Consider the following 21,623-nt stretch of genomic DNA (forward strand, 5'->3'; position numbering starts at 1 on the left):
GCCGCCGGGTTGGGACGGCTCCATGCAATGCGTGCCCGTCAGGAGGCTGCTGAAGAGCTTTGCTCACGCATAAGAGGCCGCCCCATGAGTAGAGTGTACTCCCGGCATATGGCCGCATTGGACGGAAAAGCAGAACTATTTGCGCATTGAGGGATTTCCCTCATTTCCTCTCAACCGCAACGGTCTATGATCCAGTTTGTGCCGTGTCGTCCTGCTCTGTTTATGGAGATTCACAGGTTTCACCGTAAGCCGGTTACAGGCGACAGGTTTCATAACAGGAGAAGCTCCATGAGCAATGAACAACTGAGCCGCGCTCCAGTATCTGACCGTGCGGAAGACAATGCCTTCTTCCCATCAGAATACTCTCTGACCCTGTACACGTCCTCGAAGACCGACTTTGACGGCACGACCTATCCGAAGCCCTATACGGGTGGAAAATGGAAGGTCTTGATGATCGGCTCACAGGAACGGTATCTGATGATGAAGGGCGGCGAGTTTTTCTCGACCGGCAACCATCCTGTGGAGATGCTGCTGCCCATGTACCATCTCGACGCGGCCGGGTTTGAAATCGAAATTGCGACCATTTCTGGCGACCCGGTCAAACTGGAATGGTGGGCTTTCCCGCACGAGGATGAGGCCGTCAAATCAGTTTACAAAAAATACGAAAAACAGCTCAAACAGCCAAAAAAGCTGGCTGACGTGATGGGTGAGGGCTTTACAGCCGAAACTCCGTATCTCGGCGTCTTTATCCCCGGTGGTCATGGCGTGCTCAATGGTATTCCCTTCAGCAAGGAAGTCGGTGACATCCTGCATTGGGCGCAGGCCAATGAGCGTTTTACGATCTCTCTCTGTCACGGCCCGGCCAGTCTGCTGGCTACGGCGGTTGATGGCGGCAGGTTCGCCTATGAAGGGTATGAGATGTGCGTGTTCCCGGACAGTCTGGACACCGGGGCCAACATCGAGATCGGTTACATTCCCGGACCGATGACATGGCTGGTCGGTGAAAATCTTCGCAAACACAACGTCAAGATTCTCAATACCGGAATTACCGGGCAGGTTCATCGCGATCGCCACCTGTTGACGGGTGACAGCCCGCTGGCATCCAACAATCTCGGCAAACTTGCCGCTGCGGCCCTTCTCGAAGCCGCCAACGCATAACATAACCGGGAGTCCCGGACGACAACGTGCTGGCAGGTCGCCAGCAGTCGTGTGGGCCTCCCGTTTTTCCATAGTCCTGTGGGCCCGTGTGGATGCCAGGGTGGCTCTGGCCCGGCTTACGCTACCGGCCCCGCCCTGTAGGCTATGCCCGTCCCGTAATCCTGAGATGAAAGCAGAACACATGTCGCGTGCATGGAACCTCATATCCCGTCCGAAGGGTTCTCCGACCATGGAGAATTTCGCTCTGCGGGACACACTCGATCAGCCTTTGAAAGAGGGCGAGATCAGGGTTTCGAACAGCTTCTTTTCTGTCGACCCTTACATGCGCCCGCGCATGGACGAGGGAGACAGCTACATTGCGCCGTTCGCACTGAACGAACCGATGACGGGGGCCGCCGTTGGCCGGGTGGTCGAAACGCGGTCCGAGCGCTTTAAAGTTGGTGATCGGGTCAGTCATTTTCTGGGCTGGCGGGATGTTGCGACCCTCAGGGCTACGGATGCGCTTGCCCTGCCCGCAGGAGATCTCAAGGACGAATACTTCCTTGATGTTCTGGGAACAATCGGCATGACGGCCTATTTCGGGCTGTTTGATGTGGCGCAGGCCAGACCGGGTGACATCGTTTTCGTTTCCGCTGCGGCAGGTGCTGTCGGATCGCTTGTGGTGCAGATTGCCAAACTGCGCGGCATGACGGTTATTGGCTCGGCTGGTGGCAAGGAAAAATGCGATTTCGTGCGGTCTCTGGGGGCCGATCATGTCATCGACTACAAAACGCCCGGCCCGTTCGAGGACAAACTGCGCGCTGTGGCGCCAGAAGGTCTGGATGTCTACTTTGACAATGTCGGTGGCGAGCAGCTCGACGCGGCAATGGGCGTTGCCAGACGCAATGCCCGTTTTGCGATCTGTGGCATGATCGGCATGTACAATTCCGATGCTCCGATCGGGTTTTCGAATCTGTTTCGGGTCATTTCCATGCGCTTGCAGGTTCGTGGTTTCATCAACAGTGATTTCATGTCCCGCCGTGATGAATGTATGGCGCAGATGGGGTACTGGGTTTCCCAGAACCTGATCCAGAGCCGCTATACGATCTTTGATGGTCTGGAAAATGGCCCCGAGGCGTTTTTCTCGCTGTTCAGGGGCGGCAATACCGGCAAGGCGCTCGTCCGTCTGGGTGCGTAAGCTCCGGATGGTCAGTGGAGGGGAGGCCCGGCTGTGTGGCCTGCCGGGACCATCGGCCGCATGACGGCCTATGGGGATAATGCCGCGAGGCCACAACGCTGGAACCGGAATACACCAGCATGATGCTTAGCCGGGAGGGAACAGGATGATGACTGGAATATGCCATCAGGGAGTCCGGGGATGACAGCCTCGATCGCTGAGGCGGCGTTTGGGGCCGCGACCATGATCGTCCGGGCGAAAACGCAAGATGCCGTTGAGGACGCTATTCGCCCATTTGGGCAGAGGCTCGGGTATGACCGTTTTGTGCTGTTCGCGGCATCCTCGGCGCGGGAGGACATTGTCGACCGTATATACTGGATCGAAGGCGACTGGTTCGGGGATGGCAAGAAGGTCGATGCTGCCAGCTATGTCCGGCGCTGCCCGGTGACGCATCACATTCTGGAAGCTCACGACTCGTTCTTCTGGACCAAAACGTCGGGAGGAGCATCAGGCGAATGCTACCGGAGGGTCGATACGCCGCAGGGTGAGGGTATCCACGGTATCCAGATACCGATTTTCGGACCACTGGGTCTTGAAGGGGCCATGAGCCTTGGAGGGACAAGGATCGATACGTCAGTTACAGCGCGCCTTGCCTTGTCCATGGTTGCGCGGGCTGCCTTTGCAACCGTACGCAGACTGATTGATGGCCCCAGTGAAAAGATTGCCATCCGGCTTTCGGAGCGGGAGCGGGAGGTGTTGTCCTGGACCGCCGCCGGGCGGCGTCAGGTCGATATTGCGGCGATCCTTGGACTCTCGGAACGCACGGTCGAAAATCATCTACGGCGTATCCGCAAACGTCTGGGTGCATCGACGACAGCACAGGCCATCCGTACCGCCATACAGGGTGGAGATATCGAGAGCTGAGGTTTGTCAATCCGGGGCACATGAACAGAATAAGGAAGGATCACGACATGACACAATCAAACGTATGGCTGGTCACGGGGGCATCAAAGGGTCTTGGCCTTGCAACGGTCAGACACGTGCTTGCACAGGGTTTCCGGGTTGCAGCGACCTCACGGAACGCGAAGCGTCTTCAGGCCGAGGTTGGCGCGGGTGAGGATGTATTCCTGCCACTGGATGTGACGTTGACCGACGAGGCCAGCATTGCCTTGGCCATAAGCCAGACGAAAGAGCATTTCGGATCTATTGACGTTCTGGTCAACAATGCCGGTTATGCCATTCTGGGGGCGATGGAAGAAATTTCCGACGCCGATGTTCGGGCGAATTTCGACATCAATGTTTTTGGCGTCATGAACATGATGCGGGCTGTTCTGCCGGTCATGCGTGCGCAGGGGCGTGGTCACATCATCAATATCGCGTCCATTTCCGGCTCGCTCGGCATGGCCTCCACCGCGATTTACAGTGCGACAAAGGCTGCCGTCATCCTGCTTTCCGAGTCCGTCGCGGTGGAAGTCGCCGATTTTGGCATTTCCGTAACGGCGCTTTGCCCGGGTGGGTTCAGAACTGATTTTCTGGACAGTTCCTCCGTGCATCATCCAGAGCATGCCATTCCGGCCTATCAGGGCGTGCATGATGCGATGGAGCGTTTTGCACATCTGAACGGCCGTCAGGGAGGCGACCCTGAAAAAGCCGCCGCAGTCATGGTTGCACTAAGCCAGATGAAAAGCGCGCCGACACGCCTCTATATCGGCAGTGATGCGTTGCAGGGGATTGATTACAAACTCCATGACATCGCGCAGAGCGTCGAAACTTTTCGCGCGCTTGGCGAGAGCACCAATTTCAGGAGGTAGGAGCAGGACGATTCACGAACAGGCGATCCGGGTGATCTGGGAGTTGTCATATGTCTGGCAGCCGTAGCCTTCTTCGCCTGTGAGCTGGACAATCGCTCTGGCAACGGTTTCCGCAGGGATCGCCTTATAGTGTGAGAGCCTGCCGACCATCAGCGGAGCCAGGGCGGCGACTGCCCGTTGGCCAAGACTTTCAAGCAGCCGGGTTTCCGTGCGCTTTCCCAGCAGCATGCCGGGGCGCATCAGGTCAACGCGTGCAAAATCCAGCGCGGTGATGTCGCGTTCGATCGTGCCTTTGGTCCGCAGGTAAAAGCCCGAACCACCCGCCCCGACAGATGATACGAGAATAAACTGGCGTGCGCCCAGCGCGCGGGCACCTTGGGCAAGGGCCAGAACATAGTCGTGGTCAACCCGATACATGGCCGCCTGTGACCCGGCTGCGCGGATCGTTGTTCCAAGGCATGAGATCGCTACGTCAACACCTTCCGGTGCGACTTGCCTCAATGCTGTTTCAGGTTCGGCGCACAGATATTCGAAGTCGATTGGCTGGCCTGATCCGGATGATCCTGAGCGTTTGAGCGAAGTGAGTGCGATATCTGAACGCCGGGTAAGCCCGGCATCCACAGAGCGGCCTATGAGTCCGGTAGCCCCGGCAAGTAAAACCCGTTTTGTCATGAGTGCAAATCCCAGATGGATGCGCGGGACAAATCGATATGCCCGAAGACCAGACCTGCCTGATTTTTGCGCATCTGGAAAGGGAATACGTTATTGAATTTTCAATATGATCAGGACAGTTCCTTATTGTGACAAGGGTAGGTCTCATGAGGGAGCGGATCAGGAACGGATTGGACGATAAGGTGGGACATCAGCCTGGTGCGGGAGTTTTGGCATGTGTTGCGGAAACATCTTTAGGTGTCCATACGTTTTGGGGAAGGACAACGAAATGGAGTGTTCCATGGTTTTTTCTTTTGAATAATGTTGCCAAAGGTGTTGAGACCAAAAGCAGATTTTATCTATGACCTCTGGTAAGCTCATCGGCCAGCGTCTGCTCGTCGTACACATGCCGCAAGGCGGCAATGATGGCGCTGGTGTCTGTGGAAACGGCACGGTTGGAGGTGATATCGTAATACAGATCACCTGCAAGGCTTGGTAGATTACCGTCAAAAATCAGCCCAACGGCATGGCCTTCCCTGTTCAGCACTGGAGACCCGGAGTTGCCGCCGACAATGTCGTTCGTGGAGACAAAGTCCAGATGGGTGGAGAGACCCAGTTTGCTTTTTGCATCCAGCCATCGTTGAGGCAGGTTGAAAGGCGCGCTGCCGGTGGCGTGGTGGTACATGCCCGCAAAGTCGGTAAAGGCGGGAATGTTTGCCCCGTTCTGTGTCCAGCCGCGCACCGTGCCGTAGGACAGGCGGGGTGAAAATGTTGCATCCGGGTACAGCGCATCGAGCCGTCCCTCAGCTTTTGCCTGTGCAAAACGGGCACGGGCAATGGCTCCTTCGGCCTGATGCAGCGGGGCGGAAACCTCATCGCGCATGCGGTCGCGCAGGATGACCAGAAGCGGGTGGAGGCGGCGTGCAAAGACGATCATCGGGTCGGATGATGCGTTGATGGCGTCTTGTCCACCTTTCCAGAGTGCAAGGCGCACGGCAGGGTCAGCCAGCTTTGTCTCACGTACAAGGCGGGCGGCAAGAGTGTCCGGGTTATCATGCCCCAGTGTCATCTGCACCAGCGGGTCATCCGTGCCCAGAAGCTGGCGCAGCGTTGTCAGGCTCAGGGCGAGAGATGTGGTTTCCAGCTCAGGGTAAACGGGGGTTTTTGCACCCAGTTCGGTCTCGATCTCGCCGAGTTGTGCATCATGATACCCCGCATTGCGTCTGGCATCGGGTTTGAGGCGTTCGGCAGCACCGTTCACCAGCGTCATGGCCTCACCGGCAAGCCCGTCCAGCGCCATGCGCAGGGCAATGTTCTGCGTGAATAACCTGCGTTGGGTGGCTATGGCCTTGTCGACCGTTGCAAAAGGTGTCCCAAATTCCTGCCTGCGTGCAGGGTCGGCATCAATCCACGCCTGCAGGGCTGCATCCTCTTTTGCGCGGCGTTCTACAATATCGCTGGTACGCAGGGCCGTTTGTGTGCCGGAATAGGATTTCAGGCTGTTTTGTACGCTGAAGAGTTCATCTTCAGCCTGTTTTTCATGCTCGGCGCTCTCGCGCGCATATTGCCACAACATCCCTTCACGCACGCTGAGCAGAGCAATGACTGTGGGGTTGATCACATCGCGTTGGAAAGCGAGTGCGGCTGCGGGCAAGCCACGTTCCGTCCGGCCCGGATTGCCGGATGTAAAGACAAGTTCGTGCTCGCTTGGACCGTTGATGTCAAACTGAAGGTACGGGGTGTGAACAGGCTTGCCGTTCTCGTAAACACGCAGCATGGAGAGATCAATATCGTAACGTGGATAACTGAAATTGTCCGGGTCGCCGCCAAAGAATGCAATGCCCTGTTCGGGCGCCATGACAATGCGCACATCCTGATAACGGCGGTACCGGTAGAGTGCGGTTTGCCCCCCATGGTAGAGTGACACCATATCGCACCGCCAGTGAGCGGCATCTCCTTGCAGGCAGTCTTTTGTCAGGCGGCTTTCAATCGCCTGCATGGCGGTGGAGTAGGCGTTGCCGCTTCTGCCTCTGGTTTCCGCCTCGACCTGAGCGGAGACATCCGAGATGGAATCCAGCCGGTCAAGCTCCATTCCCGGGCATTGCCGTTCTTCGGCAAGGGATCTGGTATAAAACCCATCCCGGAAGTAGTCGTGTGTCTTGTCTGAAAGCGCTGCAAGGCAGGAGTTGGCACAATGGTGGTTTGTCATCACCAGCCCATCGGCCGAGACGAACGAGGCTGAACACCCTTCCGCCAGCCGGGCAGAGGACTGGATGACATGCCTGATCCATTCCGGCGTTGGCGTAAAATGGTAGGCAGTCTGCATGGCCGCAACCGGCAGGTGGTCAAAAGGCCACATGCCTTCTTCCGCCCGTACGGAGTTCGCCCCTATCAGCGCGGTGGAGACAAGGGCCAGAAACGCAGTCCGGGCATGGCCTTTACCAAAAGTGCGTTTCATGGCGGATCGCTCTCCGATTGTTATACTGTAACTCTTACGTTTCACCTGTAGCAGCTTTATTTTCCGAAGAAAATGCGTGCCCCTGCTGGAGAAAAAATTCGTAAACGGTTCAGCAGGATGGTTTTGCAGGAGATGTTCAGGAGTGTGGATATAACGCGCCACAATGCGGCCCTCTGCCGTAGGCAAGGCTGCGCCGCGCCGCCAGTAAGGCAATGTGGCAGGCATGGCGGGAGGCATGGCGCACAGCCCGGTCGCACGGGAGTTGCGGGAATGAAAAACGTTTATGGGCAGGCGTTCTGTACGAATGCTGTATGGGCTACATGCCATTTTACGGTGTTCTCTCTGGATGTGTGCAGGCTTGTGGCTGCATTCAGTTGGTTCTGATGTGAGAACATTTTTTGATTGCAACGAATGGGCGTTTGTGGTGAGTATCAGTAATACGGTTTTTGCAATTCGTATTACTGGAGTCCTCCCCCATGCGCTTCCCATCGCTTTTTCGCAAAGGCCTGCTTGCCAGTGTTTGTGCCGCGGTCTCTCTTTCCTCGGCGTCTGCGGCATCGTTGAAGATTGGCTATAGTGACTGGCCGGGTTGGGTTGCGTGGCAGGTTGCCATTGATAAAGGCTGGCTGAAGGAGGCGCAGGTTGATGCCGACTTCCAGTGGTTTGACTACAGTGCCTCGCTCGACGCATTTGCCGCGCATAAGCTGGATGCCGTTATGGCAACCAATGGGGATGCGCTGGTAACCGGGGCCAATGGCCATAAGGGGGAAATGATCCTTGTGACCGATTATTCCGATGGGAATGATATGGTCGTGGCGCAGCCCGGTATTAAGGACATGCAGGGCCTCAAGGGTAAATCCGTTGCGGTGGAAGAAGGGCTGGTGGACCACCTGCTTCTGCTCAAGGGGCTGGAAAAATCGGGCATGAGCGAAAAAGACGTCAAGCTCGTGAACACAAAAACAAACGAAACACCGCAGGTTCTGGCCTCGGGGCAGGTTGCGGCCATTGCAGCATGGCAGCCTAACTCCGGTCAGGCGTTGCATGCGGTGCCCGGAGCGCGGCCGGTGTTTACCTCGCATGAAGTGCCGGGCCTGATTTACGATACCATTGCGGTCGATCCGCAGTCCCTGCACGACAATCATGACCAGTGGCAGCGTCTGGTTGGGGTGTGGGACCGTGTTGTCACCTATATTCAGGACCCCAAAACACAGCCGGATGCCCTGCGCATTATGGCGGCGCGCACGGGCGTGACCCCGGAGACTTACAGGCGCTTCCTCAAAGGCACGCATCTGCTGAGCCTTGCTGATGGAAAAGGCGTTTTTGTAAAAAAAGAAGGGCTTGGCTCTTTGTACGGATCGACCGAAATTTCAGATGCCTTTAATGTTCAGCAGGGTGTTTACAAATCACCCCAGAACATTGACAGCTATATTGATCCGTCCTTTACGGCCTCTGTTAAGTAACGGCAAAGGGTAGGAGCACATTATGCAGGGCTTCCTTGCCTCATGGAGGCTATACGGCCGGACAGACCGGATGTTGCGGAATATATTCGGTATTCTGGCGGTGCTCCTGCCTTTGCTCCTCTGGAGCGCAGTTAGTTATCTGCCTTTTGTCTGGCATCCTCAGGTTCTGATCACCGACCCCGGAGGGGAGGAGTATCTGGAAACGGGGATGCGGATGAACCGCGCGGATTTTGCACGCGCGGTCACGGAAATGCAGGAGCAGCACCAGCCTGTTCCGCAGGGTATTCCAAGTAACCCCGTTTACCTGCCATCTCCGGGGGATGTGCTGAGCGCGTTTGTGCATGCCTTTACGTCTTCTGCTCCTGTTGGGGCTGAACATTCCATTACGCAGGCTTTTGCACACAGTATCCGGATTATCTTCTGGGGGTTTGTTATTTCTTCCGTCATGGGGGTGCCTCTGGGCATTATGTGTGGCTCCATTCCGGCTGTTGCGCGGCTTGTTGAACCTGCGGTCGATTTTTTCCGCTACCTGCCAGCTCCGGCTTTTGGAGCACTCGCAGTGGCTATTCTGGGTATTTATGATGCCCCCAAGATTGCCATTATTGTTATAGGGACCCTGTTCCAGCAAATACTTGTTATTGCCAATACCACGCGCAAACTCGATTTTTCTCTGGTGGAGGCATCCCGCACTTTGGGTGCAAAAGGTCTGCGGCTGCTTTTTCGGGTGGTTATTCCGGGTATTCTGCCCGACCTGTACAGGGACCAGCGTATTCTGCTTGGCTGGGCCTGGACCTACCTGATTGTGGCAGAACTGATTGGCACATCCTCGGGAATTACATGGTTTATTACGCAGCAGGCCCGTTACCAGCATTTTGACAATGTTTTTGCCGCCATGGCGCTGATCGGTATTGTCGGTCTGGGCACGGATATGGTCCTTGGCGTTGTTGGCCGCAAACTGTTTACGTGGAAAAGGGAGAATGGCTGATGATTGACCATGTAGAGCATGCGCTCCCTGATTATCGCATTCTGCCACCAGATGTGGCCGCACGTATGGAGCAGATTAAAAAGCGCGACTATGTTCTGGAAATTGATCGCGTTACCAAGGTTTTTACACAAAAGCGTAACCGGACCGTAGCTCTGGATTCCATAGAATTTGGTGTGCACCGGCGCGAACTGGTGTGTGTGGTTGGGCCTTCAGGGTGTGGCAAATCCACCCTGATCCGCATTCTCGCCGGGCTGGAGGATGCCACTGAAGGGCGTATTCTCATGGACGGCAAGCCGGTCCGTGGTCCGGGGTCCGACCGGGGTATGGTCTTTCAGAAATACACGCTGTTTCCTTGGCTGGATGTCTGCCGCAACGTCATGTTCGGGATTGAGATGGGGGGCGTGGACCGGCTGGAAGCCCAGCGTCAGGCCATGCAGTGGCTCCAGATGATCGGGCTGGAACAGTTTGCGACCGCGTATCCGCACCAGCTTTCTGGTGGAATGCAGCAGCGTGTTGCCATTGCGCGCGCCCTTGCTGCATCCCCCCGTGTGCTGCTGATGGATGAATCTTTTAGCGCGCTGGATGCCCAGACACGCACAAAAATGCAGAACTATTTGATGGAGATCTGGCGCAAGATCGACATTACCATAGTCTTTATCACGCATGATCTGGACGAGGCCATTTATCTGGCTGACCGTATTCTGGTGCTTAAACCCCACCCCGGGCAGGTGGAGGAAGTGATTGAAGTACCGCTCTCCCGCCCCCGTCGTGCGGAACAGATGACATCGGCCGAGTTTCTGGCAACAAAGGCGCATCTGGAGGGGCTTATCCGCTCCTTCGGCGCATCGGATGACATGGATGAGGATGAGGTAACAATTGATCTGCCGCTTCTCACCCTTGTAACAGATCAGGTCGAGTAGGGAATACAAGCATGAGTAGCAAGGAACAGATCAGCCGCGTCAGTATTTCCCTGTCGCCAGGCCTTCTGCATGAGCTTGACGCCATGGTGGCGGAAAAAGGCTATGCCAGCCGCTCCCAGGCGATCCAGAACATTCTGCATCAGGAGCTTATGGCGTGCCGGCAGGAAAACGGCGATGAGCTGATGGCCGGCGTGATTATTCTTTTTTACAATAATGCCGCCACAAACCTGCAACAGAAACTTGCAGAGCTGCAATATGAAAACCTTGCAGAGGTTATCAGTTCACTGCACGTCAACCTCATTCGCAGGCAGACACTGGAAGTGCTGCTTGTTCAGGGCAAGGTTAAAAAACTGCAGGATATAGCAAACCAGTTTATCACGCAGCCCGGTGTTATTTCCGGACGCCTGCACCTGATAGCCTCCCTGATCCCCCCCGTTCATGAAAAAGGGCGGGACCTTACACTTGATATGGAAGCGTCCTGAACGCGCATTGCCATTCCTGCCTGAATACAGGAGATTTTCATGCAAATAGACCAGCAAACCCCAGATTGGTACCGGGCCCGCTACAACCAGCTCCGGGATCAGGCGCTCCAGTCCGAAAATACGGCACGCCCCGCTGCAACCCCGATTGAAATGACCGAAGCCAGTGTTCTGCACCGCGAAACCATACCCGGCGGGTGGTACTGGAGCACATTTGTGCCGCGTGGGCAGGCACTACGCCTGATCAACACATCCGGCAACAATGGTGTGTCGGTCATGTTGTGGAATGCGGACGACCTGAGCGAACGCTACAATGCGGGCGATACCATGAAGCTGCAATGGACCACCTGCCTGACCACAGGGCGTGTTCTGTTCTCTGATATGGGGCGCGTGCTGGCATCCGTTATTGGCGATAGCTGCGGGTTTAGCGATACGCTGGTTGGCGGGAGCACACCGCAGAGCAACCAGCGCAATTTTGGGTCTGCCAGTTTGCGCAATACCCGCAACAACCTGCGCCTGACTGCGGGAAAATACGGTATGGCGCAGCATGATGTTGCCTCCTGCATTACGTTTTTCTCCCATATCAGCACGCAGGCCGACGGCAGCTTCAAATGGGTGGAAGGCGATGTGCACCCCGGCGCGCATGTGGACCTGCGGGCGGAAATGAACCTGCTTGTTGCCGTCTCCAACTGTCCACACCCTCTGGCCCCGGATGCCAGTTTTGCACCGGCTCCTGTTGAGGCCGTGCGCTGGCAGGCTCCTGCCCCGGCGGCGGATGATCTGTGCCGGACATTCAGCGAAGAAGCACGGCGCGGGTTTGATAACACAGATATTCTCTTTGCCTGATCAGGGAGCCAGATTTATGTCAGAACATGATCTTAGCAAGATTTTTTCCAATATTGTTCTTGATCAGCATGTGGCCGCGCGCACTCCGTGGTCGGGTCTGGTGCGCAAAGGGCAGGTTATCCGGATTATTGACCTGAAAAGCCAGCAGGCTGTGGATGCCCTTTTTTACAATGCCCATGCCTACCATGAGCGCTACAGTGCGCAGGATACGCTGCTCAATCAGGGTTCGGCCTATATTGGCAAGGGGACCGGGCTGTATTCCAACGAAGGCAATGTGCTCATGACCGTGGTGGATGACACCTGCGGACGCCACGACACGCTGGCCGGGGCCTGTAGCTGTGAATCCAATACGGTGCGTTTTGGGCATGAGACCAGGTACATGCATTCGTGCCGAGAAAACTTCCTGCTGGAAGTTGAAAAATACGGCATGAGCAAGCGCGACATTGTCAATAACGTCAATTTTTTCATGAATGTGCCAGTTCTGCAAAATGGTGAACTGGTGATTGATGATGGCCTGTCCGACCCCGGCGGGTATGTGGACCTGCGCGCGGAAATGGACACGCTTGTGGTTATTTCCAACTGTCCGCAGGTTAACAACCCCTGCAACGGTTTTGTGCCGACCCCCATCCGCGTCGTTATCGGCGACCCTGTTTCCATCTGACCGTTCGGACTGCCTGCCATGTTCACAAAGGTTCTTATTGCCAACCGCGGAGAAATCGTACGTCGTGTCGGCCGGACACTCAAACGGATGGGAATTGCCTCCGTTGCTGTGTGCTCCGAGGCAGACCGGTTTACGCCACCGGTGCTGGAGGCCGATGAATCCCTTCTGATCGGGCCTGCCGCAGTAAGCGACAGCTACCTGAACATGGATGCCATTTTGCAGGCATGTGCCACCACAGGTGCGCAGGCAGTCCATCCCGGTTACGGCTTTTTGAGCGAACGGGCCGAATTTGCGGAAAAACTGGCAGCCCAGGGCATACGCTTTATGGGGCCGCGGCCCGAGCATATGCGGGCTTTTGGCCTTAAACACACCGCGCGTGATCTGGCTAAACAGAACAATGTGCCGCTCCTGCCGGGCACGGATATTCTGAACAGTGTGGAAGAGGCACTGGAGGCCGCCGCTGGCATTGGGTACCCGGTCATGCTCAAAAGCACGGCGGGTGGTGGCGGCATTGGCATGCAGATCTGCCATAACGAGGCCGCACTGCGTGACTGCTTTGCCGCTGTTTCGCGCATGGGGGGGAACAATTTTGGCGATGCGCGGGTGTTTTTGGAAAAATTCATTGCCTGCGCGCGGCATGTGGAAGTGCAGATTTTTGGTGATGGCCGCGGGAACATTCTCACACTAGGTGAGCGCGACTGCTCCCTTCAGCGCCGCAACCAGAAAGTGATAGAGGAAACCCCAGCCCCGGGCCTGTCCGAAGCAACGCGCGTGGGCCTGCGGAACGCGGCACGGGCCTTGTGTGCGGCCGTTGCGTATGAGTCCGCTGGCACGGTGGAGTTTATTTACGATACGGAAAGTGGCGCGTTCTATTTCCTTGAGGTCAACACAAGGCTTCAGGTTGAACACTGCGTTACGGAAGAAATTTTCGGGATTGATCTGGTCGAGTGGATGATCAGGCAGGCCGATGGCACTCTGGTTCTGCCAGCGCAGGAAAGTCTGGTGCCCAGAGGGGCCGCCGTAGAAGCGCGGATTTATGCCGAGAACGCAGCAGAGAACTTTCGCCCCTCCACCGGGCGGCTGACCGAGGTCAGCTTTGCGCCGGGTGTGCGCGTGGATGGCTGGATAGAAACCGGGACCGAGGTCACCCCGTACTATGACCCGATGCTGGCCAAGATTATTGCCCGAGGTGCCACGCGGGAGGAGGCTTTTGCCAACCTGCATGCAGCACTGACCACAACCCGGATCAGCGGTCTGGAAAGTAATCTGGATTATCTGCGCGCGGTAACGGCGGATAATGCCGTGCGCGCGGGGAGTGTTTTTACAGGGCTGCTCAACAGTTTTGCCTATACACCTGCTACGGTGGAAGTGATTGCACCGGGTCTTCAGTCCACGGTGCAGGACTGGCCGGGCCGTGTGGGGTACTGGGATGTGGGGGTTCCCCCCAGTGGCCCGATGGACGACCGGAGCTTCCGTCTGGCCAACCAGATTGTGGGGAATGCGCAGGGTGTGCCAGCACTGGAGTTTACGGCTACTGGCCCGGTGCTGCGGTTTAACACGGACGCTGTTATCGGCCTGTCTGGCGCATTCATGCCCGCTACGCTGGATGGCGTGGAGGTGCCTTACTGGGAGCCGGTTCCGGTGCAGGCGGGGCAGGTTCTGGCTCTGGGGCAGATCAAGGGGGCAGGGCATCGCACATATCTTGCCGTGCGTGGGGGTATTGATGCCCCATTGTACCTTGGGTCCAGTGCCACGTTCATGCTGGGCCAGTTTGGTGGACATGCAACCGGGCAACTCCGCACGGGGGATGTGCTGCGTCTGGCCAAACCGGCGGCCAACGCGGCGGTCCCAGTGGCCATTGCTCCACAGGACCGGCCTGAGCTGAGCCGTACATGGACCCTCGGAGTGATGTATGGCCCCCATGGTGCGCCTGATTTCTTCCTGAATGAAGATATCGAAACCCTGTTTTCCAGTGAATACGAAGTACACTTCAACAGCGCACGCACCGGTGTACGCCTGATCGGCCCCAAACCACGCTGGGCCAGAACAGATGGGGGGGAAGCCGGGCTGCATCCTTCCAACATTCACGATAACGCATATGCCATTGGGGCCATCGACTTTACCGGGGATATGCCCATCCTGCTTGGGCCGGATGGGCCAAGTCTGGGCGGTTTTGTGTGCCCCGCGGTGCTGACCAGCGATGAACTGTGGAAAATGGGGCAACTGCATCCGGGGGATAAGGTGCGTTTCCAGCGCATACAGCCCAAGCCGGTCAGTGTATCCTTCCTGCCCGAACCTATTGCGGGGGATAGCCCCATCCTGTTCCGCTCAGAAGGGGAAATCCCGGTTGTGTACCGCCGTGCGGGGGATTGTTACCTTCTGCTCGAATTTGGTCCGCCGGAACTGGATATTGCCCTGCGCCTGCGTGTGCAGCTTGTGCTGGAGCGGCTCAGGGCCGCAGCAGTAGAAGGGATTGTGGACCTTACTCCGGGTATTCGTTCGCTTCAGGTCCATTACAATCCGCAGGTGCTCCCCCTACCGGTCTTGCTGGAACGGCTGCATGGTATTGAACAGGCCCTGCCCTCGGGCGAGGATGATATTGTTGTGCCCAGCCGCATCGTTTACCTCCCCGTTTCGTGGGATGACGAGCAGGCCCGGCTGGCCATGCAGCGGTATCAGGAACTGGTGCGCCCCAATGCGCCGTGGTGCCCGTCCAATATCGAGTTTATCCGCAGAATTAATGGTCTTGCTTCCATAGAAGCGGTCAAGGAGATCATTTTCAATGCGTCCTACCTCGTCATGGGGTTGGGGGATGTGTATCTGGGGGCACCCGTGGCTACCCCCATTGATCCGCGGCACAGGCTGGTCACAACCAAATACAACCCCGCACGCACATGGACCCCGGATAATGTTGTGGGCATTGGCGGCAGTTACATGTGTATTTACGGTATGGAAGGGCCGGGGGGCTACCAGCTTTTTGGCCGCACGACCCAGGTCTGGAACACATGGCGCACAACAGAGGTGTTCCATGAAAACACACCGTGGCTCCTGCGGTTTTTTGATCAGATACGCTTCTACCCCGTCTCGCACGATGAGCTGATGGAGGCACGGGCTGCTTTCCCCTACGGTCGTTTTTCCGTCAGGATTGAGGAAACACAGTTCAGCCTGTCGGAATACCGGGCTTTTCTGGAGGCCAACAAGTCCGAAATCGCTCAGGCCTGCGCCCGCCAGCAGGCCGCCTTCGAGGCCGAACGTCAGGACTGGATTGCAAAAGGCCTTGATACGTTTGAGGAGGAAGTAAACACCACACAGGCTGATGAATCCATTCTGCCCGAAGGGTATATGGGCGTGGACAGCCCTGTGCCGGGCAGCGTGTGGCAGCTCAGGGTTGCTGTGGGGGATCACGTAAAGGCAGGTGATGCCGTTGCGATTATTGAATCCATGAAAACGGAAATGAAGATCATCTCCCCCGCAACCGGTGTGGTGAAGGACATTCTGTGCCGCAAAGGCCGCGAGGTGCGTGGAGGTGAGCGGATTATGGTGGTCTGCACGGACTAACCCTCCCCCCCACACACGCCAGAACCTGTAGGCAAGGACAAATATTATGACATTTCCTGATATGTTGCAGATTGAATCCCTCCTGACTGCCTGCCGGAACGGGGCACTCACCCCGACAGATATTGTCAGGGAGGTTCTGGCGCGTGTGCATGCCTATGCTTCCGTGGATGCGGCGGTGTGGATCAACCTTGTACCTGCCGAGCACCTGCTGGCCAGAGCGGCAGAGCTGGAAAAACGACCGGTCGCGGACCTACCGCTTTATGGTGTGCCCTTTGCGGTTAAAGACAATATTGATGTTGCTGGCCTGCCAACAACCGCAGCCTGCCCGGCCTTTGCCTATGACGCCACGGAAAGTGCCCAAGTTGTCCGTCGGCTGGAAGCCGCAGGGGCTATTGTTATTGGCAAGACCAATCTGGACCAGTTTGCAACAGGGCTGGTTGGCATGCGCTCCCCCTATGGGCAGCCGCATTGCGTGTTCAGTGCGAAGCATGTGTCCGGCGGTTCAAGTTCCGGCTCTGCCGTGGCAGTTGCTGCGGGGCTGGTGTCATTTGCACTGGGGACCGATACGGCGGGTTCAGGACGTGTGCCTGCGGCGTTTAACAACATTGTGGGGCTTAAACCCTCCCGCGGAGTGCTCAGCACGACAGGTCTTGTGCCTGCGTGTGAATCTCTGGACTGTATTTCCGTCTTTGCTGCCTCAGCAGCAGATGCGTGGCGGGTTGAGCAGCTTGCCATGGCGCCTGATGCCCATGCGCCGTACTCACGCGCCATGGTGCCACGCAGGTTGGCGGCGGATACGTTCCGCTTTGGTGTTCTGCGGCAGAAAGATCGTTTTTTTGATGGCTGCACCGCCAATGCAGCACTCTATGACCGTGCCATCCGCCAGCTTGTGGAACTGGGGGGTACTGCGGTCGAACTGGATTTTGCACCGTTAAAGGAAACAGCCGAGCTGCTCTATAGTGGTCCATTCGTTGTGGAGCGCCTGGCCGCCATTGCGGACTTCTATCACGCACATCGTGCGGATATGGACCCAACGGTTGGCGCCATCATGGACGGCGCGACCCGCTATTCCGCAACTGATGTGTTTAAAGGGATTTACCGCCAGCACCTGCTTAAACAGGTGGCGGACCGGATGTGGTCGGATTTTGATGTCATGCTGCTCCCCACCGCTCCGCGGCTTGTCAGCCGGGAGGAGGTTATTGCGCAACCGGTTGCTGCCAACAGCATGCTTGGAACCTACACCAATTTTGTTAATCTGCTGGATATGGCCGCCTGTGCCGTGCCAGCCGGGTTTGGGCCGGATGGCCTGCCATTCGGGGTAACCTTTATTGGCCCGGCCTTTAGCGACCATGACCTTGCAGCCCTTGCCGGGCGCTTCCATGCGGCGGCGCATAATACCAGCGGGGTGTTCCGCAATGCGGTTCTGCCACTGGTGGATAATGCCTCTGTCCCGGCACCGGGTAATGTGCTGCTGGCTGTTGTTGGTGCGCATCTCAAAGGCTTTCCGCTCCATTGGCAACTGGAGAAGGAACACGCCATTCTGCGTGCCACAACCCGTACGGAACCTGACTACCGCCTTTTTGCATTGCCGGATGCCACTCCCCCCAAACCCGGTCTGGTGCGGGAAAAAGGCTTTGTTGGTCCCGGTCTGGAGGTGGAAGTTTACGAACTGGATGCCGCAGGTTTTGGCCGTTTTGTTGCTGGTCTGCCGCAACCTATGGCTATTGGTAAAATATCGCTGGCAGATGGGAGCGAGGTCTGCGGATTCTTGTGCAGCGAGGCTGTTGCACGGAGCGGTAAGGAGATTACCACCAGTGGTGGGTGGCGTTACGCAAAGCTCTGAACCCTGTTTTTTTGGGAAACTATTTTAAAAATTAAAGGATTTTGCAGCATGCAGGGTCTCTGTGTGCTGCAAACGCTGTTGCCTGCAAAGCTGGTCCCTATGAGTTGATCGGACAGGAAGGTGAGGGCATGGTGTTGTGTGTGCCTGAACGTGCCTGAAACCATTGGCTGAAAAATGCGTTTTATAATCAGGCAGGTCAACGCAGGGGTATCGCATGCCGCTTCTTCATTTCCATGTCATTAAAGGGCGGAAACCTGAAGCCCTTCGTGCATTGCTGGACACGACGCATGAGACCATGCTGGAAGCATTCAAGGTGCCTGCGCGCGACCGCTATCAGATTGTCTCCGAGCATGAGCGGGATCATATGGTCATCGAGGATACAGGGCTGGGTATCCCCCGGACCGATAAGGTCGTGCTGTTGCAGATGACCTCGCGCCCTCGCTCCAAGGAGCAGATAACCACATTTTACAAACTGCTGGCCGAACGGCTGCACAAACGCTGTGGTCTGGCTCCATCGGACCTTGTGGTGTCCATTGTACAGAATGCAGATGAGCACTGGAGCTTTGGGCTGGGGCGCGCCCAGTTTGTAACGGGCGAACTGTAAGCCCGGGTCCTGCCCACGTGTGCCCACCTGTGGGGGCACGCCAGTTTACATCCTCGTTGCCGGGAGTGCTCCGGTCTGCACAGGTTCTAGGGGTTGTCCCACCCGGAGCGGAAGGTCGGGCTAATGGCAAATTGCGGTTCAATCCTGTCCATGTGCCGGTGTGCGTCAAAACAGCCGAGTGCAAATTCCACCGTGCCGTCACATTGCCGGGCGTGCTGGCCTGCCACGGCGTTCAGCCAGTAGAGGGCTCCCTTGCGGCGTTCTCCATATTGCCCGCTCAGCCAGCGGTTCCACTGCCTGCGCGCAGTCTGCCCAGCCTTATAAGAGGCTGCGTTACGGTCCATTTGGGGGGAGGGGGCTGATTGCGCCATAAAAATATTGTCAGGTGGTGGCGGGGAACCCGCCAGAATACGCAGGCCGAGTGTAACGGTAATGACCGCAACCAGACTGACCAGACAGCCACGGATTATACGCGTTTCCCGTTGTTGAGGGGTTGGGGGCACACTAATGGCGGCCAGCGCCCTGTTGGCTTTTTTCTCGCAGCGCGCGCAACAGTAAGGGGCATGGACAGTATTGCGGATGTCCCGCTCGCACCATGCGCAATGTGTGTTCATCCATGTCCCCGGCAAAGCGTGCCGCCTGTGTAATGGAAGCTGCTTCCGCGCGCCTGATATAGATCAGGGGTTCATGGGTTGGCTAGTCCTTTTGCCGACCCATGAACCCTGTTCAGCGGTGAGGAAGCGTTTGCCTCCTGTGTTTAATCGCGCAGGCGGTCCAGAACTTTCTGGCGCAGGGTCTGCTGGCGTTCGAGTTCCTCCTCACGCAGTCTGCGCTTGCGCGCACGCTCCTGTGCCATGTTCATGCCCAGATGGGTTTCCCCCCTCTCGGCCGCCAGCCGGGTCTGGCGTTCACGCTCGGCATGGCGGGCGCGGTTATGCGCGCTCTGCGTGCCATGGCAATGCGGGCAGCTCACGCCTGCCTCATACTGGGCAGAGGCTTTGTCCTGAGCGGAGAGGGGGGCGCGGCAGGCGTGACACAGTTCCAGATTGCCGGGTTTGAGGCCGTGTCCCACGGTCACGCGCTGGTCAAATACAAAGCATTCGCCACGCCACAGGCTTTCTTCCTGCGGAATGGTTTCCAGATATTTGAGAATACCGCCTTCAAGGTGATAAACCTCATCCAGCCCTTCCGCCTTGGCAAAAGCGGTGGATTTTTCGCAGCGAATACCCCCTGTGCAGAACATGGCAACGCGGGGTTTGCGGCCCTGTGCTTCCATCTGGTCGCGCTTCTGGCGGAACCATTCGGGGAACTCCCGAAACGTCTTTATTTTGGGGTCCACCGCACCTTCGAATGTACCAACGGCCACTTCGTAATCATTGCGGGTGTCGATCAGAATGGTGTCCGGGTGCTGGAGCAGGGCGTTCCAGTCCTTGGGGGCAACATAGGTACCAACGATGTGGTTGGGGTCGGTCCCTTCTATTCCCATGGTGACAATTTCTTTTTTCAGGCGGACCTTCATGCGCAGGAATGGCATGGATGGCGCGCGGGAGAACTTGACCACAATATCCGCGCAGCCGGGCAACTGGCGAATGTGGGCCAGAACGGCCTCTATGCCTGCATCGCTACCCGCTATGGTGCCGTTAATGCCTTCGCCTGCCAGTAGCAGAATACCTTTTACGCCGTTTGTCTCGCAGGCCTGCAACAGCGGGCCGCGCAGGCCTGCCGGGTCTTTAAACCCTGTAAAGCGATAAAGAGCCGCCACGCAGATGGGCAGATCAGCGGGGCTGTTGGTAACAGGCGGGACAGAACTGGCGGTCACGGTATGTTCCTTGCAGGCATGTAAGGCGGTCCGGCCCTGCCAGTACATCCTGCTGGTGGAATGCAGCAGGTCGCCTGACAGGCTGGCTCCTGCTTTAGCTGCCCACTTCCCTACCCGACAAGTGTTTTTAACCGGGTCTGTTCTGTCCGTCTGCGGGGGCTGCCAGATGCCTCAATCTATCTTTTTTGTAGGATTGAACAGATTCAAAGGGGAATATGCCGTTATCGGGCATGATTCAATACATAACGGATGCGGAATGATGTTGACAGCGGCTGAACCCTGTCTTTATTCTGGAAATGTAATGAGTGGTTTATTCCTTTCGCCTTGAACCGTTTTTCATAACGGGAATAGGTGCTTTTGCTAGGGAAAGGCAGCAGCATCGCGTGGTTTGCACTCTCTGTTCTGTTCCATTCCGGGAGCGCGGAAAGTGCGGGTTCTGGCTTTTGTTAACCTCTGGCATGTCATGGATACATGGCCTCTGAAGGATGTGTGCTTATGAAAAAGACTTCTTTATATTCGGCTTTTTTGTTTTGTAGCACTCGCTTCTGTTCACGTGCGGGGGGTCTCTCATTGCCCATGGTTCAGCAAGCCGGGTGTATGGCCGCGCAAGGCGCTGCTCCGGGTCACCGCGTCGGGGAATGGGTAAAGGACATACCCTCCTCTTTGCTGGTTCATAAGTAAACAAGAAAGGCAGATCATGCTTGTGGCTGGTTATGATAAAGAAGAACTGACATGACAAATGAGCTTGAACAGCAAAAGAAGAAAGCTCAGCGGTATGATCTGGAGGTCGGTACTGCTGTTATAGCTGGCGCTTTTATTGTTGTTCTTTTCCTGCACATTCTTGGCATATGGGGGCTGATCTCCGGGATGGGCAAAGGCGACAGCCCGCCGCCACCCGCCAGGCCGCCCATTCAGACGCGCGTTCTGCCGCCGCCACCCCCTCCTCCGCCGCCACCGCCGCCTCCTCCCCCTCCGCCGGTCATGACCGTGCCACCGCCGCCGTTCATTCCGCCGCCAAAAATCGAGGTGCCGCCACCGCCCAAACCCCCGATGAAGCATGTGAGCCGCACACCGCCCAAGCAGCCTGCGGCGCCGCCAACACAGACTGCCAAGGCCCCGCCCGCGGACACGCCGCCCAATGACGCGCCCGATACAACGGCAGGCACATCGCCGCTGAACAATGTGCGCCCCGTCTATCCGCCAGAAATGGAGGA

At 57.0% G+C, this 21,623-nt stretch carries 17 protein-coding genes and 1 pseudogene; 14 read left to right on the forward strand and 4 right to left on the reverse strand.

Annotated features, from left to right (window positions below):
* Positions 1–288 precede the first annotated feature (288 nt).
* The 4 genes from hchA (at position 289) to HNR55_RS15240 (ending at position 4,125) form a co-directional block, all read left to right on the forward strand.
* Positions 289–1,158, forward strand: a complete 870-nt coding sequence (gene hchA / locus HNR55_RS15225; protein WP_166116764.1) for a glyoxalase III HchA — start codon at positions 289–291, stop codon at positions 1,156–1,158.
* 181 nt (positions 1,159–1,339) lie between these two features.
* The gene (locus HNR55_RS15230; RefSeq protein WP_166116766.1) at positions 1,340–2,335 is read left to right on the forward strand and encodes an NADP-dependent oxidoreductase; all 996 of its coding nucleotides are present in this window, start codon (positions 1,340–1,342) and stop codon (positions 2,333–2,335) included.
* Positions 2,336–2,515: 180 nt separating this feature from the next.
* Entirely contained in the window at positions 2,516–3,238 is a 723-nt protein-coding gene (locus HNR55_RS15235) for a PA1136 family autoinducer-binding transcriptional regulator (RefSeq protein WP_166116770.1), read from the forward strand.
* Between the two features lie 47 nt (positions 3,239–3,285).
* Complete coding sequence (locus tag HNR55_RS15240) at positions 3,286–4,125, forward strand: SDR family oxidoreductase (RefSeq protein ID WP_166116772.1); 840 nt, start codon at positions 3,286–3,288, stop codon at positions 4,123–4,125.
* Positions 4,126–4,137: 12 nt separating this feature from the next.
* On the opposite strand, the gene HNR55_RS15245 is transcribed toward HNR55_RS15240, so the two are convergent.
* Both HNR55_RS15245 and HNR55_RS15250 read right to left on the reverse strand, forming a co-directional pair.
* Positions 4,138–4,797, reverse strand: a complete 660-nt coding sequence (locus tag HNR55_RS15245; RefSeq protein ID WP_166116774.1) for an NAD-dependent epimerase/dehydratase family protein — start codon at positions 4,795–4,797, stop codon at positions 4,138–4,140.
* Between the two features lie 334 nt (positions 4,798–5,131).
* Entirely contained in the window at positions 5,132–7,234 is a 2,103-nt protein-coding gene (locus tag HNR55_RS15250) for a S46 family peptidase (RefSeq protein WP_166116776.1), read from the reverse strand.
* Positions 7,235–7,710: 476 nt separating this feature from the next.
* On the opposite strand from HNR55_RS15250, the gene HNR55_RS15255 reads away from it, so the two are divergent.
* From HNR55_RS15255 to HNR55_RS15295, 9 genes are all read left to right on the forward strand, one after another.
* Positions 7,711–8,694, forward strand: coding sequence for an ABC transporter substrate-binding protein (locus HNR55_RS15255; RefSeq protein ID WP_166116778.1), 984 nt, complete (start codon positions 7,711–7,713; stop codon positions 8,692–8,694).
* Between the two features lie 22 nt (positions 8,695–8,716).
* Entirely contained in the window at positions 8,717–9,679 is a 963-nt protein-coding gene (locus HNR55_RS15260; RefSeq protein ID WP_166116780.1) for an ABC transporter permease, read from the forward strand.
* A complete protein-coding gene (locus HNR55_RS15265) occupies positions 9,679–10,599 on the forward strand; it encodes an ABC transporter ATP-binding protein (RefSeq protein WP_166116781.1) in 921 nt (306 codons plus the stop codon). The genes HNR55_RS15260 and HNR55_RS15265 overlap by 1 nt, the downstream gene beginning before the upstream one ends.
* A gap of 11 nt (positions 10,600–10,610) precedes the next feature.
* Complete coding sequence (gene nikR, locus HNR55_RS15270) at positions 10,611–11,081, forward strand: nickel-responsive transcriptional regulator NikR (RefSeq protein WP_166116783.1); 471 nt, start codon at positions 10,611–10,613, stop codon at positions 11,079–11,081.
* Between the two features lie 39 nt (positions 11,082–11,120).
* A complete protein-coding gene (locus HNR55_RS15275) occupies positions 11,121–11,924 on the forward strand; it encodes an urea amidolyase associated protein UAAP1 (protein WP_166116785.1) in 804 nt (267 codons plus the stop codon).
* 16 nt (positions 11,925–11,940) lie between these two features.
* Positions 11,941–12,585, forward strand: a complete 645-nt coding sequence (locus HNR55_RS15280) for an urea amidolyase associated protein UAAP2 (RefSeq protein WP_166116787.1) — start codon at positions 11,941–11,943, stop codon at positions 12,583–12,585.
* A gap of 18 nt (positions 12,586–12,603) precedes the next feature.
* Complete coding sequence (locus tag HNR55_RS15285) at positions 12,604–16,143, forward strand: 5-oxoprolinase/urea amidolyase family protein (RefSeq protein ID WP_166116789.1); 3,540 nt, start codon at positions 12,604–12,606, stop codon at positions 16,141–16,143.
* A gap of 46 nt (positions 16,144–16,189) precedes the next feature.
* A complete protein-coding gene (atzF, locus tag HNR55_RS15290) occupies positions 16,190–17,986 on the forward strand; it encodes an allophanate hydrolase (RefSeq protein ID WP_166116791.1) in 1,797 nt (598 codons plus the stop codon).
* Between the two features lie 214 nt (positions 17,987–18,200).
* Positions 18,201–18,590, forward strand: coding sequence for a tautomerase family protein (locus HNR55_RS15295; protein WP_166116793.1), 390 nt, complete (start codon positions 18,201–18,203; stop codon positions 18,588–18,590).
* Positions 18,591–18,676: 86 nt separating this feature from the next.
* Here HNR55_RS15295 and HNR55_RS15300 read toward each other — a convergent pair whose 3' ends face one another.
* Both HNR55_RS15300 and trhO read right to left on the reverse strand, forming a co-directional pair.
* Positions 18,677–19,204 carry a hypothetical protein gene (locus HNR55_RS15300; protein ID WP_166116796.1) on the reverse strand — a complete coding sequence of 176 codons (528 nt, stop codon included), beginning with the start codon at positions 19,202–19,204 and terminating at the stop codon, positions 18,677–18,679.
* Positions 19,205–19,347: 143 nt separating this feature from the next.
* Positions 19,348–20,409 carry an oxygen-dependent tRNA uridine(34) hydroxylase TrhO gene (trhO, locus tag HNR55_RS15305; protein WP_253545951.1) on the reverse strand — a complete coding sequence of 354 codons (1,062 nt, stop codon included), beginning with the start codon at positions 20,407–20,409 and terminating at the stop codon, positions 19,348–19,350.
* 732 nt (positions 20,410–21,141) lie between these two features.
* Here trhO and HNR55_RS15310 point away from each other — a divergent pair.
* A pseudogene (locus HNR55_RS15310) lies at positions 21,142–21,623 on the forward strand (energy transducer TonB); the annotation flags it as partial.

The sequence above is a fragment of the Acetobacter lovaniensis genome (genome assembly GCF_014207635.1).
Lineage (GTDB): Bacteria > Pseudomonadota > Alphaproteobacteria > Acetobacterales > Acetobacteraceae > Acetobacter > Acetobacter lovaniensis.

Coding starts and splice junctions, on each gene's coding strand:
- hchA (WP_166116764.1), top strand. CDS start 289: ATGAGCAATGAACAACTGAGCCGCGCTCCAGTATCTGACCGTGCGGAA.
- HNR55_RS15230 (WP_166116766.1), top strand. CDS start 1,340: ATGTCGCGTGCATGGAACCTCATATCCCGTCCGAAGGGTTCTCCGACC.
- HNR55_RS15235 (WP_166116770.1), top strand. CDS start 2,516: ATGACAGCCTCGATCGCTGAGGCGGCGTTTGGGGCCGCGACCATGATC.
- HNR55_RS15240 (WP_166116772.1), top strand. CDS start 3,286: ATGACACAATCAAACGTATGGCTGGTCACGGGGGCATCAAAGGGTCTT.
- HNR55_RS15245 (WP_166116774.1), bottom strand. CDS start 4,797: ATGACAAAACGGGTTTTACTTGCCGGGGCTACCGGACTCATAGGCCGC.
- HNR55_RS15250 (WP_166116776.1), bottom strand. CDS start 7,234: ATGAAACGCACTTTTGGTAAAGGCCATGCCCGGACTGCGTTTCTGGCC.
- HNR55_RS15255 (WP_166116778.1), top strand. CDS start 7,711: ATGCGCTTCCCATCGCTTTTTCGCAAAGGCCTGCTTGCCAGTGTTTGT.
- HNR55_RS15260 (WP_166116780.1), top strand. CDS start 8,717: ATGCAGGGCTTCCTTGCCTCATGGAGGCTATACGGCCGGACAGACCGG.
- HNR55_RS15265 (WP_166116781.1), top strand. CDS start 9,679: ATGATTGACCATGTAGAGCATGCGCTCCCTGATTATCGCATTCTGCCA.
- nikR (WP_166116783.1), top strand. CDS start 10,611: ATGAGTAGCAAGGAACAGATCAGCCGCGTCAGTATTTCCCTGTCGCCA.
- HNR55_RS15275 (WP_166116785.1), top strand. CDS start 11,121: ATGCAAATAGACCAGCAAACCCCAGATTGGTACCGGGCCCGCTACAAC.
- HNR55_RS15280 (WP_166116787.1), top strand. CDS start 11,941: ATGTCAGAACATGATCTTAGCAAGATTTTTTCCAATATTGTTCTTGAT.
- HNR55_RS15285 (WP_166116789.1), top strand. CDS start 12,604: ATGTTCACAAAGGTTCTTATTGCCAACCGCGGAGAAATCGTACGTCGT.
- atzF (WP_166116791.1), top strand. CDS start 16,190: ATGACATTTCCTGATATGTTGCAGATTGAATCCCTCCTGACTGCCTGC.
- HNR55_RS15295 (WP_166116793.1), top strand. CDS start 18,201: ATGCCGCTTCTTCATTTCCATGTCATTAAAGGGCGGAAACCTGAAGCC.
- HNR55_RS15300 (WP_166116796.1), bottom strand. CDS start 19,204: ATGAACACACATTGCGCATGGTGCGAGCGGGACATCCGCAATACTGTC.